This window comes from Acidimicrobiia bacterium, assembly GCA_036271555.1.
In the GTDB taxonomy this organism is placed as follows: domain Bacteria; phylum Actinomycetota; class Acidimicrobiia; order IMCC26256; family PALSA-610; genus DATBAK01.
Map to the genome: position 1 here is coordinate 39,646 of DATBAK010000008.1, position 18,239 is coordinate 57,884.

The window sequence follows — 18,239 nt, forward strand, 5'->3', positions numbered from 1 at the left end:
CGCGGGTTGACGGACGAGAGGGACGCCACGATGAAACTCCGCATTTTCGGGCTGATCGCTGTCGCCGGCCTGACGGTCGCGGGCTGTTCGAGCTCCGGTACGCACGCGCAAGCGAAGTCCGACGCGCACGCGAAGCCCAACGCGTACGCGCAGGAGGCGACCGCGTGCAAGACCTTGCTCGCGTCTCAGTCGAGTGGCCCGGCGACGACGGCCGCGATGTCGAAGGCCCGCCGACAAGCGGCGGGCACGCACCTCGCCGAGCTCATCGACGGGCTCAGCGTGAGCGACTCGACGACGAACATCTCGCAGCTCGACGACGCGGCGACCGCGGTCGAAGCCGAGTGTCATCGGGCCCTCGGCACCTGATCGTCGCGGTGCCTTCGCCGATCACGTTCGCTGTCGATTTGTGCCCTCGGCAGGATTCGAACCTGCGACACACGGTTTAGGAAACCGATGCTCTATCCCCTGAGCTACGAGGGCGGGCGGATGTGACAAACTCGGTGACAAACCTGTTGACAAACCTACCGGGCAGGCTCTTCGGCTCGAAGGGAGCGCGGCGGTCCAGCTCAGGGGAGCAGATCGGGCAGTTATGGGCGCTGCGGACGGGCCGCGTTCGCCGCGCTACTTGGCCGGAGCGGGTCCCAGCCAAATGAGTGCGCCGTCCGCACCCGGTCGGTAATCACCGTGCTCGTCGCACCTGTACACGGCGATGGGCCGTCGATGCCGCGGCCTGTCGTCGACGCGTGCGGGCGGACCGAAGAGCCGGGCGAAGTGCATCGGCACTCCGCATCCCGGGCACGGTTCGCCATCTGCGCGACTGAAAATCGAGGCGATCACACCTTCAGAATGGCCTGCCTGACGCTCGTTCGGCGAGCGCGGCTCAGTCGAGCAGCTCCGTGAAGTGGAACGCGGACCCGACGGGACCCTTACCGGCGAGCGCCGAGCGGCCGAGCGGCAGTTATGGGCGGAGATCAGACGGTGAACCAGACGTCGCCTGACGCATCACGCCTCGCAAGGTGGATGTGCCAACAGCCGCTGGCGTCGAACTCGAAGCCGGTGCCCCATTCATCGCCGGGACGGTGGTAGCTGCTGGCGAGATGAGCTTCGGGGCCAAAGATCAACGGGCGCTGTCGGCCGTCCGGCGCGGTGAACGACACTCGCAGAGGTCCGCTGCCGGTCACACGCCACACGATCTTGAGCTGCTCGCCGACCCGAGGCGGTAGTGGACCCTGAAGCAGCCCCCAGATATCGCCGTCCGAGCGCGCAGGATGAATCTCGTTCGAGGCGCCACCGTCGCCGCCGATCCGGGTGGGACGGGTACACGAGACAAGAAGCCGGCTGCGAGGGGCGCTCGTAGTGCTGGTGCGAGACGCCGCGGCATCGCGCACATGTGAGCAGCCGGGAGCCGCAGCGATCAGTGCGCCAGCGCACGCGATTGCCCGTAAGGATCTGCTCATTCCCACCAGCGCATGATGCCCGCTCGGCGCTCGTTATGGGAGGCAGTTCATGCGGCGTCGGCGAGCCGCGCCGCATGGCCCTTCCGGTACCTGAATAACGCGAGTGCGTTCGCGGTGCGCGCGTAGGCGAGGTAGTCGTACAACTGTCGCTAGGCGCCGACACTATGTGCGCGCCGGAGGTAGAGGTCGTCGTCGCGATGCCGGTTGATGCTCTCCGAGTCGCTCCGTCGTCCCGCGACCTTCTTGTAGTCCGGGTCCCGAGGACGGGCGTGGTGGTCACGCTCGTCACAAGTTAGCGAGTCGGGTTCGAATCGAGGCCCGTCCGGCGCTTGCGAAGCAGCACCTCTTGGCTGATCGTCGCGATGTGCCGGCCCGACTCGGTATACACCTGGCCGCTCGCCAGTCCTCGCGAACCGCCGACGCCGTGCGACGTGAAGTCGTGCAGTTGCCATTTCGACGGATCGGCGAGGCCGTGGAACCAGATCGAGTGGTCGAGGCTCGCGGAGCTGAGCATCTCGTGCGGGTTCGCGACTTCGTGCGGGAAGCCGCTCGGCATATCCGGGTGCACCGTGAACACCGCGTCGGTCGGCAGGTCATCGGATACGTACGCCAATCCGCACGCGTGCAGGATCGGATCGTCGGCGACCGAGTCGTGGAGGCGGAGCCACGCAGTCGCCCGCCCGGTCGGACTGCCGGTCGTCGTGACGAAGCGCCGCTCGAACAACTCGCTCCAGCTGGGACTCGCGAGCGTCTCCGGAGTATCCACGTCCGGCATCGCGATGGCTTGCGCGAAGGGTGCCTGCTCGACGATGTGGAACGACGCGGCCATGTTGAGGATGACGCCGGTCGACTGGCGTACGACGACCCGCCGGGTGCAGAACGAACGGCCGTCGCGGTCGCGGTCGACCTCGAACCGAATCGGCTCGGTGGCATTGCCGGCGCGGATGAAATACGCGTGGAGCGAATGCGGCAGGAAGCGCGCGTCGACACTGTGCCCGGCCGCGCGCAGCGCTTGCGCCACGATCTGTCCGCCGTAGAGGCCGCCCCACGGGTACTCCGGTCCGGTACCGACGAACGTGTCGGGGCCGTGAGGTTCGAGCGCCATCATCGTCGCGAAGTCCAAGGGTTGCGATTCTGCCAGGACCAGGCGTTCGCCCTCTCGACTGCGGACGGCGCTCTGGTGTGTCTGCTCCTTCGGTAGTCGGACCCCGCGGCCGCCGTCCGTTGTGTTTGTTGCTCAGTCGTAGCGGACAGTCGGCAACCGCGGATGCCGATGAGTCGAGAGACTCGACCGCGCTCACCGCGCGGCGAGCGAGGCAGCGGGACGGGAAGCGCGTGGGCCATCGACGGGCACGGAGCGGATCGCATCTGATCGCGACGACGGCGTTCGTCGCGGTGATCGCGCTCGCTGCGCTCGCGGTCCTGGCGTACTCGGCGGTCACGGTGTCGAGCAACGCGGTGCAAGGCGAGGCGAAGCGCGAGGTCGCGGCGTCGGCACAGGCGAGCGCGGTCGCGGTGAACGACGAGCTCGGCGGCCTGTCGGAACTGGTGCAGTCGTACGCGCGCCGACCGCAACTCGTGGCCGAAGTCGGCGACGGTCGGAGTGGATCGATCGCGCGCGCGGGTCTGCACGCCGACCTCGACGAGCTGCGCCGCACTCGATCGAACATCGCGCTCGCGTTCGTGAGCAACGACGCCGGCGTGCTCCTCGACATCCTGCCCGAGACGCCGTCGATTCTCGGGAAGGACTTCTCGTATCGCGACTGGTACCGCGGCGTCACCGCAACCAACGCGCCCTACGTCTCGAGCGTCTACCGGACGGCCGCGACCGGGCATCCGCTCGTCGTCGCGGCCGCGGCGCCGATCTTCGCGCCGGGCACGTCGTCGCGGGTCGGCATCCTCGTCGTCGCCTACCGACTCGACACCCTGCAGGACTACGTCGATCACTTCTCCGGAGCGCAAGGCGTCTCGATCACCGTGACCGACCAAACGGGCGTCGAGGTCGCGACACCGGGATCGTCCGTACGCACAACGTCATCGTTGCGGCGCGATCCGCAGATCGCGGCGGCGTTGCGCGGGCGCTCCGTCGTCTCGGTCCGACACGCGTCGACCGGGGCGACCATCGCGGCGTCGGTGCCGATCCATCCGCTCGGGTGGACCTTGCTCGCCGAGGTGCCCCGGCGGAGCGTGCTCGGTCGCGTCAACGGTCTGCGCAAGACGGTCACCCTCGTCGCCATCCTGCTCGCGTTGATCGTCGGAGCCGGAGTGCTGCTCATGTTGCGAGCCGTTCGGCGCCAGGCACGCGCCGACCGCGAGCTTCGCGAGAGCCGGGACGAGCTCCGCGCGGGCGAAGAACGTCTCGCGCTCGCCCGCGACGCGGCGGAGCATGCGAACCAAGCGAAGAGCGAGTTCCTTTCGCGGATGAGCCACGAGCTCCGCACGCCGTTGAACGCGATCCTCGGCTTTTCGCAGCTACTCGAACACGACGCGCTCGACGACGATCAGCGGGAAAGTGTGGCGCTCATCCGGCGCGCCGGACGCCACCTGCTCGAGCTCATCAACGAAGTCCTCGACATCTCGAGGATCGAGGCCGGTCGCCTCAGCGTGTCGATCGAGCCGGTGAACCTGGCCGACGTCGTGACCGAGGCGATCGAGCTCGTGCGCCCGATCGCCGCGGACCGGGGCATCGAAGTCCCTGCGCGCGCCCCCGAAGGGTGCGATCGATTCGTCCGCGCCGACCGTCATCGGCTGCGGCAGATCCTCGTCAACCTGCTCGCCAACGCGGTCAAGTACAACCGGGATCACGGCCGCGTCGACATCGGCTGCGAGGAAGCCGACGGACGCGTGCGCGTGTCGATCACCGACACCGGCGGCGGCATCTCGGCCGAGAACCAGACGCGCCTGTTCCGCCCCTTCGAGCGCCTCGGCGCCGACGAGACCGACATCGAGGGAACCGGGCTCGGCCTCGCGGTCACGTCCCGGCTCATCGATGCCCTCGGCGGGACCATCGGCGTCGACAGCGAGGTGGGAACCGGGAGCACGTTCTGGATCGAGCTCCCGAACGACGAAGCGCCCATCGCCGCACTGAACCGCGAACCGGGCCGAGCCGAGATTCCGATCACCGACGGTGCGGCCCGCACGGTGCTCTACGTCGAGGACAACCCCGCCAACATCATGCTCGTCCGCCGCCTGCTCGACCGCCGTCCGCACATCACGCTGCGCACGGCCAAGTTGGGCGCCGAGGGAATCGCCGCGGCGACCGATTCACCACCCGATCTCGTGCTCCTCGACCTGAACCTGCCCGACCTCTCCGGCGAGCTCGTGCTCCAACGCCTCCGTGCCGATCCGCGGACGCGCGCCATCCCGGTGATCGTCGTGAGCGCCGACGCCACGCCCACCCAGATCGAGCGTCTGCGCGCGCTCGGCGCCGCCGACTACGTCACGAAGCCATTCGACATCGGCGCGCTCCTCGCCGCGATCGACCGCGCCGCGTCCACGTACGACGGCGCGCTGGTTCCCTGAAACGGGGCGAGATGCGCGCGACGGCGGGGCGGTCGTTCAGTCGTCGTTGAGGATCACGGAGCTGCCGGTGGCGCGGCCGATGGTCGCGCGCCCGTCGACGCGCTGAGCGTGAGCGAGAGCGTCTCGTCCGCCTCGACGGCCGTGTCGCCCTTGACGACGACACCGACGGTCTTCGAGGTCGTTCCGGCAGGAAACGAGACGGTTCCCGACGCCGACGCGTCGTCGGCTCCCGCCTTCGCGGTTCCCGGCGCGGTCGACCACGCAACGGTCACCGTCGACGCGGACGCGTCATCCCGCGTCACGTCGAACGCGGCCCTGCTCGTACCGGCATCGCCTTCACGTCACCGACGGAGACCGCGGGGAGCTCGGTCCGGTCAGGGTCGATGATCGTCCCGGTTGCCGACGCGCGGCCGAGGCCGGCGCCGGTCGGTGAGGACAGGTCGACGCTGAACGTCTCGTCGGATTCGCGCCGGCGATCGTTCCGAGGGCCGTGGTGCGCCAGGCGAGGTCGTCGCGCGCCGCGCGCGGCGTTCGTCGCGAGCGAGCATGATGGTCGCGATCGATCGCGCCGGAAACGAGCGGGGGCACGGATGGACGGCGGCAAGATGGGACGCCGCGAGCTGATCGAGCTGCTCGGCGGCGTGGCGTTTCTCGCGGCGTGCTCGGGTACCTCGGCGAAGGCCCGCGGCACCGCATCGTCGGGCGCGCCCGGTTCGACCGCAGCGGGATCGCCGGTCACGTTCACGATGAACGGTCCGGCGCAACCGGCGTCGAAACGGTTCACCCGCGCGCAGCTCACGCGGTTTCGCAATCAATACGCGGGAGCATGGACGAGCGCGTGGATCGAGGAGGGCGGACGACGCGGAACGGCGGACGCCACGCTCGCGCTCGACGTCGCCCGGCGCGTCGCGACGTACACGGTCACCTTCGACGGACCACTGCTCGGTGGGGAGAGCCCGAAGCCCACGACCTATGTCGTCAACGTCGACCAGTACGACGCGACGTCCGACCACGCGGTCGCGGTGACCCCGCAGCTGGGCCGGGTCGAGGTGACCGTCGACGGGTTCGGCCATGTCCAGTTGCGCGCGACCGACATTCCCGATCATCGCGACATCGTTTCGGTCGACGTCAAGGCGGTGATCGAGACACCGACGGCGGCGAACATCACCTACACGATCGCCATGGCCGGCGGCTCGACCCAACGGGGCGCGCTCGCGGCCGCGAAGGGCTCGACGCGCCCCGCGTATCCCTCGCTCGACCAGGCAACGAGCGCGACGGCGTTCGTCACCGGCGACTATGCCGCCTCCTTGATGACGGCGGACACTGCGACCCGCCTGCTCGGAGAACCGTGCAAGACGCCCGTGGCCAACGGCGGCCGTGTCGCGTACGCGCCCGGCATCGACGTGAGCAACGGGCGCGTCGAAACGGTTGCGGACAGCCTCAACGGATCGGGCGCGGTGATCCAGTACTCCGTCTATCGCGCGCCCGACGCGGCGGCGATGCGCGCCTTTTTCCAACGCTACGCGGGATACCGAACGATGCCCGACGTCGGGGACGCGGCGGTTGCCTACCCGCCGGGAACGTCGCCGATCACGATCTTCGACGCGCGGAAGGGCCGGTTCGGTCTCGAGGTGACGATTGTCGGCGGCGCGCACGCGACGCCGCTGCCGGCGCCGCAGAGCAACGCCCGGTTCGTCGCCGTCGCCAAGGCGATCGTGGCGAAGTTGCCCTGACGCTCACCGCCCGAGGGCTGACGAGGGGCGTCGCGGTCAGAGTCGCGTGAGCCACGGATGGCCCGGATGAGTCGACGCGAGCGCGCGGCGGAGCCACTCAACGGATGCATCGTCGAGCATCGGACGCGCGACTTCGAAATCGTGCTGGTTCTTCGGTTCCTCTGATTTCGCCATGTACAGCAACTGCACCGCGGGATCGACGATCGGGATGCCGGCGCGCGTCGTTGTGAGCTCGTCGATCGGCCGCTGCACGCGCGCGTCTCGCCGGAAGACCCACGTCTCGCGGCGGGTCGATTCGAGGAAGAGATCGAACTCGAGCGAGCGTGCGTGCGCCTTGAGCTGGAACGACGGTGGTTCGATGCGTCGGGAGCGCGGCCACGGGGACCAGCCGCTCGCCGGCGGGTCGATGCACGCGAGCTCCCAGTCGTCGTGTAGCGCTTCCCACACCGTGGCCTGATCGACTCGGCGCACGACGACCTCGACGTCGTGGTGCTCGCGCGTCTGCTCACCGAGCCAGAGATCGATCGCCCATCCACCGGCGATCGCCCACCAGACGTCGACCCGGCGCATGACGGCTGCGACCTGTTCGACCACCGCCGACTCCACCCGCGCATCATCGCAGGGCGCAGCGCGCGGCGCGCGTCGGAGCCGTCAGGTCAGAACGCGATGGCGGACGTACACGACGCCGTTGTCGAACCGGCGCTCGTCGAGTAGCTCGAGCTCGACGCGCTGATCAGTGGGGAGCGCAGGCTTGCCCCGGCCGACGACGACGGGCGCGATGAAGAGGTGGCACTCGTCGACGAGCCCGGCGCCGAACGCCTGCGCTGCGAAGTTCGCGCCGCCCACCATTACGTCACGCGTTGCCGCGCGTTTCCTCTCGCGGACGGAGTCCGCATCGAAGCGGCGCTCGAGCCGGCTGTTCGCGGTCGAGACCGCGTCGAGCGTCGTGGAGTAGACGACCTTGTCCGCCGCCTGCCACACCTGCGCGAAGTCGGCCCGCAGCTCCGACTGCGCGGCCAGCGCGGGCATTGTCTCCCACACGGCCATCGTCTCGTAGAGCCGCCGCCCGTAGAGGTAGGTGCCGATCGGGCGCACGAGGTCGGTGATGAACGCGAACTGGTCGTCGTTCGGCTCGGTGAAGTCGAACGCGCCGTGCTCGTCCTCGATGAAACCGTCGAGCGACACGTTGGTCACGTAGATGAGCTCGGCCATGCGCGACCCATCCTGCCCGCTCGCGCGACGCCGCGCGCTCAGGTCGCGAGCGGCGTCTCGGTCGCGTAGACGATGACGTTGTCGACGTAGTGACCGGTCGCGCGATCGAACGCGCCACCGCACGTCACGAGGCGAAGCTCGCGGTCGGGTGTCGGCCCGAAGACGGCCGCGGTCGGGAACGTGGACTTGGCGACCGTCTCGACCCGCTCGACACGGAAGTCGTGGCGGACGGCGCCGTCCCACACGTCGAGCTCGGCGCCGCGGGTGAGCTCGCGGAGCCGGTAGAAGACGCCGGGACCCGATTTGGAGTCGACGTGGCCGAGCACGACGGCCGGTCCCGGCTGCCCCGGCGCCGGTCCGTCGGCGAACCAGCCGATCTGGTCGGCGGTCGACGGGACCTGCGCGGTGCCGTCGGCATTGACGCCGAGCGCGACGAGCGGACCGTCGACTCCGAGTGAAGCGATGCGCAGTCGCGTCGGTCGGGCCGCGGCGCTCGCGGCCGCGAGATCGACCGCAGGTCGCACGCGCGGTGTCGGTGCTGCGGTCGTCGTCGCGGTCGAACGCGCGCTCGCCGCCTCACGCGGGTTCGAACGCGCACGGCCGTGCGTCGCGGTGATCGTGAGCACGGCGGTCGCGAGCACCAATGCAGTCCCCGTCGCGACCAGTGCGCGTGTCGAACGACGACGCGTTGCACCGAACGCGATGGCGACCGCAGCGACGCCGACGACGATCGCGATACCGACGGGCCAGGGCGACGGGGAGCCGGTGGCGCCCGCCATGCCTCCGAAGCCGGTCTGCATGCCGCCCGCCGGTGTGACCGACGCGCCCGCGGCGTCGCTCACGACCTCGAGGGTCGCACCGGTCGCGCTCGGGAGCACCACGAGCGATGCGACCGTGCCCGCGGCGACCGGCCAGTGCGAACCGGCGACCACCGTCGAGCCGGCCTGGTCGACGACCGTGACCTGGTACTGACCGGCGGGCACCGCGACGTACGAGGAGGCGTGGCCGAACGGCACGGCCGCGATCCCGAACACGGAGTCCGATACCGGCGCGGCCCCCGTCGTCTGTCCGTCGGGGCGGAACTCCGCCGCCAGCGTGCGCGCCACGCCCTCGACGTCGATGATCCGTACCTTGGCGCGTCCGGCCGGCGCGGCCGCGAGGTTGTCGTGGAAGACCGCGAGATGCGGACCGCCCGACTGCTCGACTGCGCTCGCCGTCACGGCCTGGTTCGCACCGATCGTCACGGCCTCCTGCCGCGGCGTGAGCCCGCCGCCGGAGATCGACACGACGTGCCGACCGGCCGCCACGGAGCGGTACGGCGTCACGGTCTTGTAGGCCGCGGCCGGATCGACGAGCGTGCCGTCGACGGCGACGCGCACGGGACCGACGCCCATCGCGAAGTGCGCGAACCTCAGCCACCCCGTTCCGGTCGTCGCGGTTGCCGCGTTCGCCGCCGTCGACGGCACGATCACCAACGCGAGCACGGCTGCCGTGCTCGCGAGCATCGCCACGATGCGCGCGCGTGCGCGTCGTCCGTTCATCTGTTCGCCCCTTCCTCCGACGCGAATCGCGCCTGCCTGCACAATGCCGTCTCTCGTGTTCCTGATTCAGCCGTCCCGCACCGTGAGGACCATCGCGAACGCGACGATCGCCGTGGCCACGACGATGACGCCGAGGCCCGCAGCGTCGAATCCGGCCGGCGCCGACGTGCGCGCGCTCGTCCGGAGGTCGTGCGCGGCCGACACGCGACTCGGTGCGGAGGTGGTCGTGCTCGGAGTCGTCGCGCACGGTCCGAACCCGCCGTCGGGCGTCAGGCACGTCACGCGCGCGCCCGCCGGCGCGGCGATCACGATCGGGGCGGCGAGCAGTGCGCACACCGCGGCCGCTCGCCACGCTCGAGCGCACCGCGCGCGACTCATGCGGCCTCGGCCTCGGCCTCAACTCGCTTCGCCAGCGCGCGGCGGACCAGCGCGAGTCCCTCGAGACCGGGCAGCCGCTCGATCGTCGCGTCGAGCTGCGCCACGAGATCGGGCTGCATCGCGCAGGCTGCGCGCATCAGCCGGGTGATCTCCGCGGGCGGCTGCAGTCCCGAGCCGACGACGTCCCACGCGTGTCCGAGCAGCCACCGCGTGACGACCCGACTGACTCGGCTGCGCTCGAGCTCTCGCGTCGCCGCGGAGCGGTAGTACGCGTAGTGCGCGGACTCCTGGCGAATGACGTCGGCGAGAAGGTCCCGCAAGAGTTCGTTGCCCGTGTGCTCGCGGATCAGTGAGTACAGGCGCAACGTCGTCAGCTCGTTGATCGCGCCCCAGCTCATGTGCACCGCCGTGAAGCGCCGCCCCAACACGCGAACCGCGAAGCCGTTCACCCACCGTCCGCGCCGCGCCGCGAGCCGTTGGCGCGGAGTGCGATGACGGGGCTCGACATAGACGCCGTGCTCGGAGAGGAACTTGCGCAGGAGCACGGCATGCATGCGCTCCTGCGTCAGCCAGACGTCGAGAAATCGCCGGGTCTCGACATCTTTGGTGACGGCGAGGCTCAGATAGGTGCCCTCGGTCGCCCACTCGACCTGTGCCGCGAACGTCAACTCGAACAGCTCGTCGTCGCGCACCGGCGTGCGTGTGGCTGCGGCCCAGTCGTACGCGTCGACGTCGAGCGCGCCGGCTTCGGCCGGTCCGCCCTCGGACCGGTCACCGAGGTGTCGGGTGTCGTCGATGATCTCCGCAGCTGCCCGCATCTCCGCGTCTACGAGGCCATCCGCGCTGCCGGACGGTCACAGACGCGTCGCGCTCGGAATCAGTGCCCGGTCGGTCCGCGTCGAGCCGGTGCCGCTTCGGCCAGATCAGGCCTTCGTGCCGACGATGCAGCGCGCGACGCCCGGCACGTTCACCGCGCCGTCGTGCTCGTACGCGCGGATCTCGGCGATGACCGTGTTCGCGATCCGCTCCCGCGCCGCGTTGTCGACCTGCTGGAGCGCCGCGACCGCGAGCGAGACGTGCTCGCTGATCATCTCCCAGTACTCCTCGGGTGACCGCGTCACGAGCTCGACGTCGACTTCCCACTCGCCGACATCACGCAATCCCGCGCCTTCGTACAAGGCACTGACAGAGCCCGGTGCCGCGCACCGGAACATGTTCGGCCCGCTCGGGTCGGGTGGTGCGAACGCCACCTCCGACGCGACGGCCCGCGTCACGATCGTCGTCCACGGATTCTTCTCGGGATCGACCCAGACCGACGCGCAGAGCCGCCCGCCCACCTTCAGCACGCGCGCGAACTCGGCGGTTGCGCGCGCGAGATCTGGAAAGAACATGTAACCGAACCGAACCGAGACACTGTCGAAGGTCGCGTCCGCGAACGGCAGGTCGTCGGCGCTGCACACCTTGGTCGTGACGTTCGCAACCCGTTGCGCGGTCGCTCGGCGCATCGCGATGTCGAGCATCTCCGCGACGAGGTCGGTCAGCATGACGTGTCCGCGCGGCGCGAGCTTCGCGATCGTCAGTCCCGGCTCACCCGTCCCCGCGGCGACATCGAGATGCTGCTGATCATCCGCGACTTCGAGCCGCTCGATCATCGCGGTCCCGACGGGACCGAGCTGATCCATGATGATCGAGTCCCACTTCTCCCAGCCCGCCGACAGCCCGGTCCACGCGGCGCGCTGACGGTCTCGGATCTCGTCGCCACTCGACATACGTGTCGGCGACGGTACCGCGCCCGTCGTCGCCGACGCACCCGGCGTCGGTACATCTCGGCGGCGACGATCACGCCGTTCTGAACGTCGACGTTGATCCGGTTCGGTCGCAAATCCCGCGTGACGGCGCGCGGCGCGCCGGCCCCGCGCACGACGCGAAACCCGACGCGGTCGGCCAGCGCGCGGCCTCGCCGCCGACACGCTCAGGCCGACGAGCGTCGGCGCGAGCCGGCGGGCGACCTCGGCCGCCGCGTTCCAGTCGGCTTCCGGGTTACGCGCCGCGAGCCGGCGCGCGAGGTCGTCGTCCATGTCGCGAAGCTTGCCCCCGCACCGCCACGCACACGCGCGCAGGGCCGTCTCCTTGGCGCGAGCACCTCGGCGCGGGGCGAAGCACCCGACCGGGGACTGGACCGGAGCTCGTCAACAGAACGGCTCGTCATTATGTTGACGATGAGCCCGTGGTGGGAATGATGCGCCCATGACGCCGCCGGCCCGTCGCGACGCCGAGACCCTCGCGGTCGTCGCGTTCCTCGACAGCTGCCGATCGATGAACACCCGTTCGGCGTACCGCAGCGATCTCGGTCATCTCGCCGCGTGGTGTCACGAGCACGGCTCGCTCGAGCTGCTCGGGCTCACGACCGAAGACCTCGCGCGCTACCGCGCCGCCTGCGAGGGAAGTGGCGCGAGCTCGGGCACGGTGGCCCGCCGGCTCTCTGCAGTCTCGTCCTTCAGTACCTTCGCGCGCGGCGGCGAGGCCGCGTCGCTCGCGATGCCGCAGCGAACGGTGCGACCCTGCCGACCCACCATTGACGCGCACACCACGACCGAGCTGCTCGACGACGACGACGCCCGCGCGTTGCTCGACGCGGCCGACGGGCTCAGTGATCGAACGTCGTCGGTGATCCGACTCCTGATGCTCGACGGTCTCAAGGTCGGCGAGCTCACGCGCACGAACGTCGGCGACGTCGCGTTCGCGCGCCGGTCGGCGCAGCTCGAGATCCGCGACGCGCGTCACGCGCGGCGGCTCGAGTTGCACGCGACGACGGTCAACCGGTTGCGTCGGTATGTCGGCGTGCGCCGACGCGGCCCGCTCGTCCGGAGCGAGCAGCGCGGCAACGAGACGCAACGCATCAGCCGCTTCGGCGTCGATTTCATCATCAAACAGACGGCGGTGTCGGCGGGCCTGACGCAGAGCATCTCCGCGAACGTATTGCGCCGCCGCTACGTCGTCGCCGCGCATGCGCGCGGAAGCGATCTCGAAGCGATCCGGTACCGCGTCGGACACCAGCAGTCCCGCACTACCCGCCGCTACCTCGACTCCGATGTCGAACCTGACTGAGCCGAACAGGAGGATGGTCATGGAACTCACCGATCCCGTCGTATCGGTCGACGTCTCGCAGGGTCCGGACGTTCTCGTGCTGTCGTTGCGCGGCGAGCTCGACATCACCTGCCGGGAGCACGTCGAGCCGGCGCTGACGGCCGCGCTCGCAACCGCTCACGAAGTGATCGTCGACCTCGGAAACGTGACGTTCTGCGACTCGATCGGGCTCGCGATGTTCCTCCGGGCGCACGAGACGGCGGACGGCGCGCGCAAGCGTCTCCTGCTTCGGAACCTGCTCCCCAATGTGTGGCGGGTCTTCGACGTGACCGGCGTGCACGAGCGTCTGAACATCGCGCGCGAGCAGTAGGGGGCGACCACGGTCGCTGCAAGCGGGACCGTCAGCGGATCTGGTCGAAGATCCAGCGCGCCGCGAGCGTGCCGCCCGCGCCGGAGTAGTGCAGTCCGTCGGGTCGCAACGTGACGCCGTTCGTTCGCACGATGCATTCGCCGTTCGGGCACGTGTAACCGAACAGATCCACGATCGTGGAGTGCGTCTTCGTCGCGACCGCGCGTCGAAGTCGGTTGTTGCAGTCGACCGTGCGATCGGGGAGCGACGCGGCGCCCAGCCCGCCGCCGGGCACGACGAACCGCACGTACGCCTCGGTCGTGAGGACGACGGACGCGCCCGTCGAGCGCAGGCGCGTGATCTCGTGCTCGAGGCTCGATTCGTAGATCGAGTCGTACGGCTGCGAGCACGCGTGCAGCGCCTTCCCGTTCGAGCTCCACGGCTCGGGCGGATCGCTCACGAGCCAGAGCACGATCTTCGGCCGGAAGGCCTCGAGCTCGGCCGACTCGCCGCTCGGGTGACACGGCCGCTCCGCGATCTCGGCGCGGGTCGCCGGGTTGCGGTAGGTCGCGGTGACCGACGGCGGGAACGCGCACGCGACGACCGCGGCGTCGAAGGTGTTCGCACCGGGCAACGCCTTGAACGCGGGCGCGAGCTCGTACGCGAGGGAGTTGCCGACGAGCATGATCCGCGTCGCGTCGGGAGCGCCGTTCACGCGTGCGTCGGTGGCGGCCTGCACCGCCACATTGGGAACGGTGACGGGTGTCGGCGTCGCCGTCGGGTTGGTGGGCGTGTCGCCGTGCCAGAAGTACCAGCCGCCGACGGCGAAGAACGCGACGAGCGCGGCGGTCGCGGCCCAGGCCTTCATCGGAGCAGGGTGGCGGCAGCGCCGCGCGTCCGTCAAGACGCGGCGGTCAGCGGCGGATCGGGCCGCCGAAGCGAATGAGGTTGCCGTCGGGATCGACGTGCCGGCCCTCGCGTTTGCCGTACTCCTCGTCGACCGGACCGACGACGTTCATCCCCGCGCTGCGCCACGCGTTCGCGACCCGATCCGCGTCGTCGACGTGGATGTACAGCGCGCTGCTCGTCGGCGGGTCGGCCTGCTGCGCGAGCTGGATGACGAGCGAGCCGAGCTGCGCGAACGCATACGTGTCGTCGTGAAAGCGGGTCTGAAAGCCGAGCCGCTGGTAGTGCTCGACCGCGCGGCCGACGTCGGCGACGGAGAAGATCGGATCGAAGCCGGCGACTTCCTGCCGTTGCGGTCGCCCGGCGGTCTGGCGCGCACGCTGGTCGTTCATCCAATCGAGACACTCGTAACAGATCCACAGATCGCGATCCGACCAGAGCCGGATCGCGCCCGGGCTCTGCTCACAGTTCGCGCAGATCGTCGAGGTCATCGCGACTCCACTCCACCCACCGCCGCGCCGCGAGCCTAGGGGTACGGTGCTCGCGCGATGGCACACGCGCAGAAGAAGGCCGGTGGGATCGAGATCGTTCCCGCGAACGAAGCGTCGTGGGACGACCTGCAGCTCGTGTTCGGCACGCGCGGCGACCCCGCGCGTTGCTCTTGCCAGTGGAACAAGACGCCGGCGAGCGAGTGGCGTTCGATTCCGATCGAGGAACGCAAGGCGCGCCTGCACGAGCAGACCGCGTGCGGCGACCCGCGCTCGCCGGAGACCAGTGGTCTCGTTGCGTACCTCGACGGTGAGCCCGTGGGCTGGTGCGCGGTCGAGCCGCGGAACGTCTACGTGCACCTGCGCGGCTCGCCCGTGGCCTGGAAGGGGCGCGCCGAGAATGCGGACGACGACGGCGTGTGGGCGATCACGTGTTTCGTGACACGCGTCGGCTTCCGTCGACGCGGAGTCAGCGCGGCATTGGTGCACGCGGCCGCGGAGTTCGCGCGCGAGCGTGGCGCGCGTGCGGTCGAGGGCTATCCGATGATCACGCACCCCGAGCAAGTGATCACGTGGGGTGAGCTGCGCGTCGGTAGTCGGAGCAGCTTCGCGGATGCGGGCTTCACCGAGGTGAGCCACCCGACGACGCGCCGCTTCGTGATGCGCATCGACTTCTGAGATCGCGCGTCGCTCGCGTCTACGACGAACCGGACATCGCGGCGGTGATCTGCGCCATGTCGAAATAGTCGCGCCACGCGGCGATCTTGCCGTCGCGGATCTCGAAGGTGCCCATGACCGGCAGCGGCGCGACGACGTCGCCGATCGTGAACGTGTCGATCCGCTCGGTCAGCACGATGTCGTCGCGCACGGCGAGGTGCAGGGTCTCGATCGTCATGCTGTCGCACATGCCGAAGAACCCGGCGATGAACCCGACGGTCGCGTCCGCGCCGACGACGGGGTCCATCGGGATGTTGTGGTACACGACGTCGTCGGCGAGGAAGGGTCGCATCGCCTCGGCGTCGTGCTTCGCGAACGCGTCGCAGAAGTCGCGGACCAGTCGTTCGTTCGCTTCGGCGCTCATCGCTCGCTCCCCGGTCGTGAGTCTCGTGACCCTAGGTTCCGGCCGTCAACGGGGCCAACGCACGGTCGCTACCGTCTGGAGATGGCCGGCGAGGAACGCGAGGGCGTCAGCTTCACTCATCTCGACGAGCCCTTGTTCGATGGTGCGGGTGCGACGAAGCGCGATCTCGTCGAATACCTCGACGCCGTGCGCGATCGGATCGTGCCGGTGCTCGAGCAGCGTCCGCTCTCGGTGATCCGCGTGCACCGCGGGCAAGAGGCGTTCATGCAGAAGAACGTCCCGAAGTACACGCCGGAATGGGTGCAGCGGGTCACGATGTGGGCGGAGAGCTCGAAGCGCGAGGTGAGCTACGCGCTCTGCAACGACCGGCGCACGCTGCTGTGGTTCGCGAACCAGCGCGCGGTCGAGTATCACCCCGCGCTCATGCGCATGGAGGATCCGGACCGCGCGACGCACATCGTGCTCGACCTCGATCCACCCGAGGGCGACTCGTTCGCGATGGCCGCGCGCGTCGCGCACCTCGTGCGGCGGGCGCTCGCCGATGTCGGGCTCGTGGGCGCGCTGAAGACCAGCGGCGCGAAGGGTGTGCACGTGTTCGTGCCGATCGCGACGACGACATCACCGCACGACGCGGCCGCGGCGACACGCGCGATCGCGGCGCGCACCGAGCAGCTCGATCCCGACATCGCGACGACCGCGTTCATCAAGGACGACCGCGGCGGCAAGGTGTTCGTCGACTCGACCCGCGCCGGCGGCGCGACCGTCGTCGCGGCCTACAGCCCGCGCGTGCGGCCGGGCGCGCCGGTCTCGTTCCCGCTCTCGTGGGACGAGCTCGACTCCGTCACCCCCGCCGATTTCACCGTGCACACCGCGCTCGACCGGCTCGGCGACGCCGACCCGTGGGCCGAGCAGATGCCCGAACCGCAGGAACTTCCCGCCGACCTGCTCGACGAAGGTCACGAGATCCCGATCGCGCGCGTGGAGGCGATGCACGAAGGCAAGCGCCGCGCCCGGTCGCGCCGCGCGTCGGAGTCCTAGGTCGCGAGACGCAGATCGAGCGGATGGCGGCCGCTCGGTGCGACGACCGCGCCGTTCTGCTCACGCGCGACGAACGTCGCCGGAGGTTCGGCCCAGGCCTAACATGCAACCGTCGAGTTGCAGATTCAGGAGGCCGGCAACGTGGAGATCCGAGACATCGAATACGAGGTCGGCGACACGACGATGATCGGCCGGCTCGCGGTGCCCGACGGCGACGGCCGCCGGCCCGGCGTGCTCATCGCGCACGAGGGCAACGGGCTCGACGACTTCCAGAAGGAGCGGGCGGAGCACTTCGCCGCGCTCGGTTATGTCGCGTTCGCGCTCGACTACCACGGCGGGGGCGTGCCGCTCACCGAGCGCGCCGCGATCAGCGCGCGCATCACCGAGCTGGCCGAAGACGCGATGCTCGCCCGCGCGACCGCGCAGGCCGGTCTCGACATCCTGCTCGCCGACGAGCACACCGACGCGGCACGCGTCGCCGCGGTCGGCTACTGCTTCGGCGGCGCGCTCGTGCTCGAGCTCGGGCGCAGCGGCGCGGACCTGAAGGCAATCGTCGGGTTTCATCCCGGGCTGATGACGTCACGACCGCAGGACTCCGCCCGAATCCGCGGCTCGGTGCTCGTGTGCATCGGCGCCGACGATCCGTTGATCGGCATCGACGCGCGTACGGCGTTCGAAGCCGAGATGCGCGCCGCAGGGATCGACTGGCGGATGTACGTGTTCGGCGGCGCGCAGCACAGCTTCACGCACCCGCGTTCGGCGAACACGGGTCTGCCCGGCCTCGCGTATCACCGGCCGACCGACGAGCGTTCGTGGCGCGCGATGCGCGATCTCTTCGCGGAGACGATCGACGCGTGAACGAATCGCGAAAATTGAGATCGCGCGCGCGGACACGGGCGTAACCGCGCGCGAGATTGGGCAGGGTCCGAGCCGAGGAGGTCGCGATGTCGGAGCCTGCCGATCGCGTCGAGTCGGCCACGCGCGAGTCGGAGCCGCCGGCGCGGCGCCGGCGTCGGCTGCGGAGCGCGAGCACGCCGGGTCAGGACGACTTTCGCCGGCGCGAGCCGCTGCCCTGGGCCGAGCTGAGCCGGGTGATGTCGGAGCGCCGCGAGGATCTGGGCCTCAGCCGCAGGGAGGCGGCGCGCCGCGCACACGTGTCCGAGCGCGAGTGGAAGCTGTTGGAGAGCGGCACCGGCGTCACGCGGGGGTCGGTGCGCATCATGCCGAACGTCGGTCACGCGGAGCTCGAACGGATCGCCGACGCGCTCGAGCTCCCGCCCGCACACCTCGCCGGGACGTTGGAGGCGCACCTCGGCGGGGTCTCGGCCGATTCGCTCTGCGCCCGCATCACGAGGCTCGGCCCCGCCGACCGGCGGCTCGTCGAGCAGCTCATCGACCGGCTCGTCGTGACCGATCGGAGCGTCGACCGCACGGAGTGACGCCGTCC

General features: G+C 70.0%; 20 protein-coding genes and 1 tRNA gene. 9 read left to right on the forward strand and 12 right to left on the reverse strand.

Going from position 1 to position 18,239, the window contains the following annotated elements:
- Positions 1–30: 30 nt before the first annotated feature.
- On the forward strand, positions 31–366 hold the full coding sequence (locus tag VH914_03085; GenBank protein HEX4490167.1) for a hypothetical protein: 336 nt from the start codon (positions 31–33) through the stop codon (positions 364–366).
- Positions 367–407: 41 nt separating this feature from the next.
- Here VH914_03085 and VH914_03090 read toward each other — a convergent pair.
- A tRNA-Arg gene (locus tag VH914_03090) sits at positions 408–480 on the reverse strand.
- Between the two features lie 1,269 nt (positions 481–1,749).
- A complete protein-coding gene (locus VH914_03095; protein ID HEX4490168.1) occupies positions 1,750–2,580 on the reverse strand; it encodes an acyl-CoA thioesterase domain-containing protein in 831 nt (276 codons plus the stop codon).
- A 212-nt stretch (positions 2,581–2,792) separates the two neighbouring features.
- Between VH914_03095 and VH914_03100 the strand changes: the two genes are divergently transcribed.
- Positions 2,793–4,979 (forward strand): ATP-binding protein, encoded by a 2,187-nt coding sequence (locus tag VH914_03100; protein ID HEX4490169.1) that lies wholly within the window; start codon positions 2,793–2,795, stop codon positions 4,977–4,979.
- A 53-nt stretch (positions 4,980–5,032) separates the two neighbouring features.
- On the opposite strand, the gene VH914_03105 is transcribed toward VH914_03100, so the two are convergent.
- Positions 5,033–5,281, reverse strand: coding sequence for a Calx-beta domain-containing protein (locus VH914_03105; protein HEX4490170.1), 249 nt, complete (start codon positions 5,279–5,281; stop codon positions 5,033–5,035).
- 288 nt (positions 5,282–5,569) lie between these two features.
- On the opposite strand from VH914_03105, the gene VH914_03110 reads away from it, so the two are divergent.
- On the forward strand, positions 5,570–6,712 hold the full coding sequence (locus VH914_03110) for a hypothetical protein (GenBank protein HEX4490171.1): 1,143 nt from the start codon (positions 5,570–5,572) through the stop codon (positions 6,710–6,712).
- A gap of 36 nt (positions 6,713–6,748) precedes the next feature.
- On the opposite strand, the gene VH914_03115 is transcribed toward VH914_03110, so the two are convergent.
- The 6 genes from VH914_03115 to VH914_03140 all read right to left on the reverse strand — a co-directional run bounded on the left by VH914_03115 (position 6,749) and on the right by VH914_03140 (position 11,612).
- On the reverse strand, positions 6,749–7,318 hold the full coding sequence (locus VH914_03115; GenBank protein HEX4490172.1) for an amino acid transporter: 570 nt from the start codon (positions 7,316–7,318) through the stop codon (positions 6,749–6,751).
- A 45-nt stretch (positions 7,319–7,363) separates the two neighbouring features.
- Positions 7,364–7,924, reverse strand: a complete 561-nt coding sequence (locus VH914_03120) for a dihydrofolate reductase family protein (GenBank protein HEX4490173.1) — start codon at positions 7,922–7,924, stop codon at positions 7,364–7,366.
- A gap of 38 nt (positions 7,925–7,962) precedes the next feature.
- Entirely contained in the window at positions 7,963–9,465 is a 1,503-nt protein-coding gene (locus VH914_03125) for a class F sortase (protein HEX4490174.1), read from the reverse strand.
- A gap of 66 nt (positions 9,466–9,531) precedes the next feature.
- Positions 9,532–9,843, reverse strand: a complete 312-nt coding sequence (locus tag VH914_03130) for a hypothetical protein (protein ID HEX4490175.1) — start codon at positions 9,841–9,843, stop codon at positions 9,532–9,534.
- On the reverse strand, positions 9,840–10,661 hold the full coding sequence (locus VH914_03135) for a ferritin-like domain-containing protein (protein ID HEX4490176.1): 822 nt from the start codon (positions 10,659–10,661) through the stop codon (positions 9,840–9,842). Before VH914_03135 ends, VH914_03130 begins: the two co-directional genes overlap by 4 nt.
- 105 nt (positions 10,662–10,766) lie before the next feature.
- A complete protein-coding gene (locus VH914_03140) occupies positions 10,767–11,612 on the reverse strand; it encodes a class I SAM-dependent methyltransferase (protein HEX4490177.1) in 846 nt (281 codons plus the stop codon).
- Positions 11,613–12,090: 478 nt separating this feature from the next.
- Between VH914_03140 and VH914_03145 the strand changes: the two genes are divergently transcribed.
- Together VH914_03145 and VH914_03150 are read left to right on the forward strand one after the other, a co-directional pair.
- Positions 12,091–12,951 carry a tyrosine-type recombinase/integrase gene (locus VH914_03145; protein ID HEX4490178.1) on the forward strand — a complete coding sequence of 287 codons (861 nt, stop codon included), beginning with the start codon at positions 12,091–12,093 and terminating at the stop codon, positions 12,949–12,951.
- A gap of 19 nt (positions 12,952–12,970) precedes the next feature.
- The gene (locus tag VH914_03150; GenBank protein HEX4490179.1) at positions 12,971–13,300 is read left to right on the forward strand and encodes an STAS domain-containing protein; all 330 of its coding nucleotides are present in this window, start codon (positions 12,971–12,973) and stop codon (positions 13,298–13,300) included.
- A gap of 31 nt (positions 13,301–13,331) precedes the next feature.
- Here the strand turns inward: VH914_03150 and VH914_03155 are convergent, their stop codons facing one another.
- Together VH914_03155 and VH914_03160 are read right to left on the reverse strand one after the other, a co-directional pair.
- On the reverse strand, positions 13,332–14,147 hold the full coding sequence (locus VH914_03155) for a hypothetical protein (protein ID HEX4490180.1): 816 nt from the start codon (positions 14,145–14,147) through the stop codon (positions 13,332–13,334).
- Between the two features lie 46 nt (positions 14,148–14,193).
- Positions 14,194–14,676 carry a VOC family protein gene (locus VH914_03160; GenBank protein ID HEX4490181.1) on the reverse strand — a complete coding sequence of 161 codons (483 nt, stop codon included), beginning with the start codon at positions 14,674–14,676 and terminating at the stop codon, positions 14,194–14,196.
- 57 nt (positions 14,677–14,733) lie between these two features.
- On the opposite strand from VH914_03160, the gene VH914_03165 reads away from it, so the two are divergent.
- The gene (locus VH914_03165; protein HEX4490182.1) at positions 14,734–15,351 is read left to right on the forward strand and encodes a GNAT family N-acetyltransferase; all 618 of its coding nucleotides are present in this window, start codon (positions 14,734–14,736) and stop codon (positions 15,349–15,351) included.
- Positions 15,352–15,370: 19 nt separating this feature from the next.
- Here VH914_03165 and VH914_03170 read toward each other — a convergent pair whose 3' ends face one another.
- Positions 15,371–15,754: a limonene-1,2-epoxide hydrolase family protein gene (locus VH914_03170; protein HEX4490183.1), complete on the reverse strand. Its 384-nt coding sequence runs from the start codon at positions 15,752–15,754 to the stop codon at positions 15,371–15,373.
- Positions 15,755–15,835: 81 nt separating this feature from the next.
- Here VH914_03170 and ligD point away from each other — a divergent pair, with 81 nt between their 5' ends.
- The 3 genes from ligD to VH914_03185 all read left to right on the forward strand — a co-directional run bounded on the left by ligD (position 15,836) and on the right by VH914_03185 (position 18,231).
- The gene (gene ligD / locus VH914_03175) at positions 15,836–16,792 is read left to right on the forward strand and encodes a non-homologous end-joining DNA ligase (protein ID HEX4490184.1); all 957 of its coding nucleotides are present in this window, start codon (positions 15,836–15,838) and stop codon (positions 16,790–16,792) included.
- 141 nt (positions 16,793–16,933) lie between these two features.
- Entirely contained in the window at positions 16,934–17,650 is a 717-nt protein-coding gene (locus tag VH914_03180) for a dienelactone hydrolase family protein (GenBank protein ID HEX4490185.1), read from the forward strand.
- A gap of 86 nt (positions 17,651–17,736) precedes the next feature.
- Positions 17,737–18,231 carry a helix-turn-helix transcriptional regulator gene (locus VH914_03185; protein ID HEX4490186.1) on the forward strand — a complete coding sequence of 165 codons (495 nt, stop codon included), beginning with the start codon at positions 17,737–17,739 and terminating at the stop codon, positions 18,229–18,231.
- The last annotated feature ends 8 nt before the right edge of the window (positions 18,232–18,239 follow it).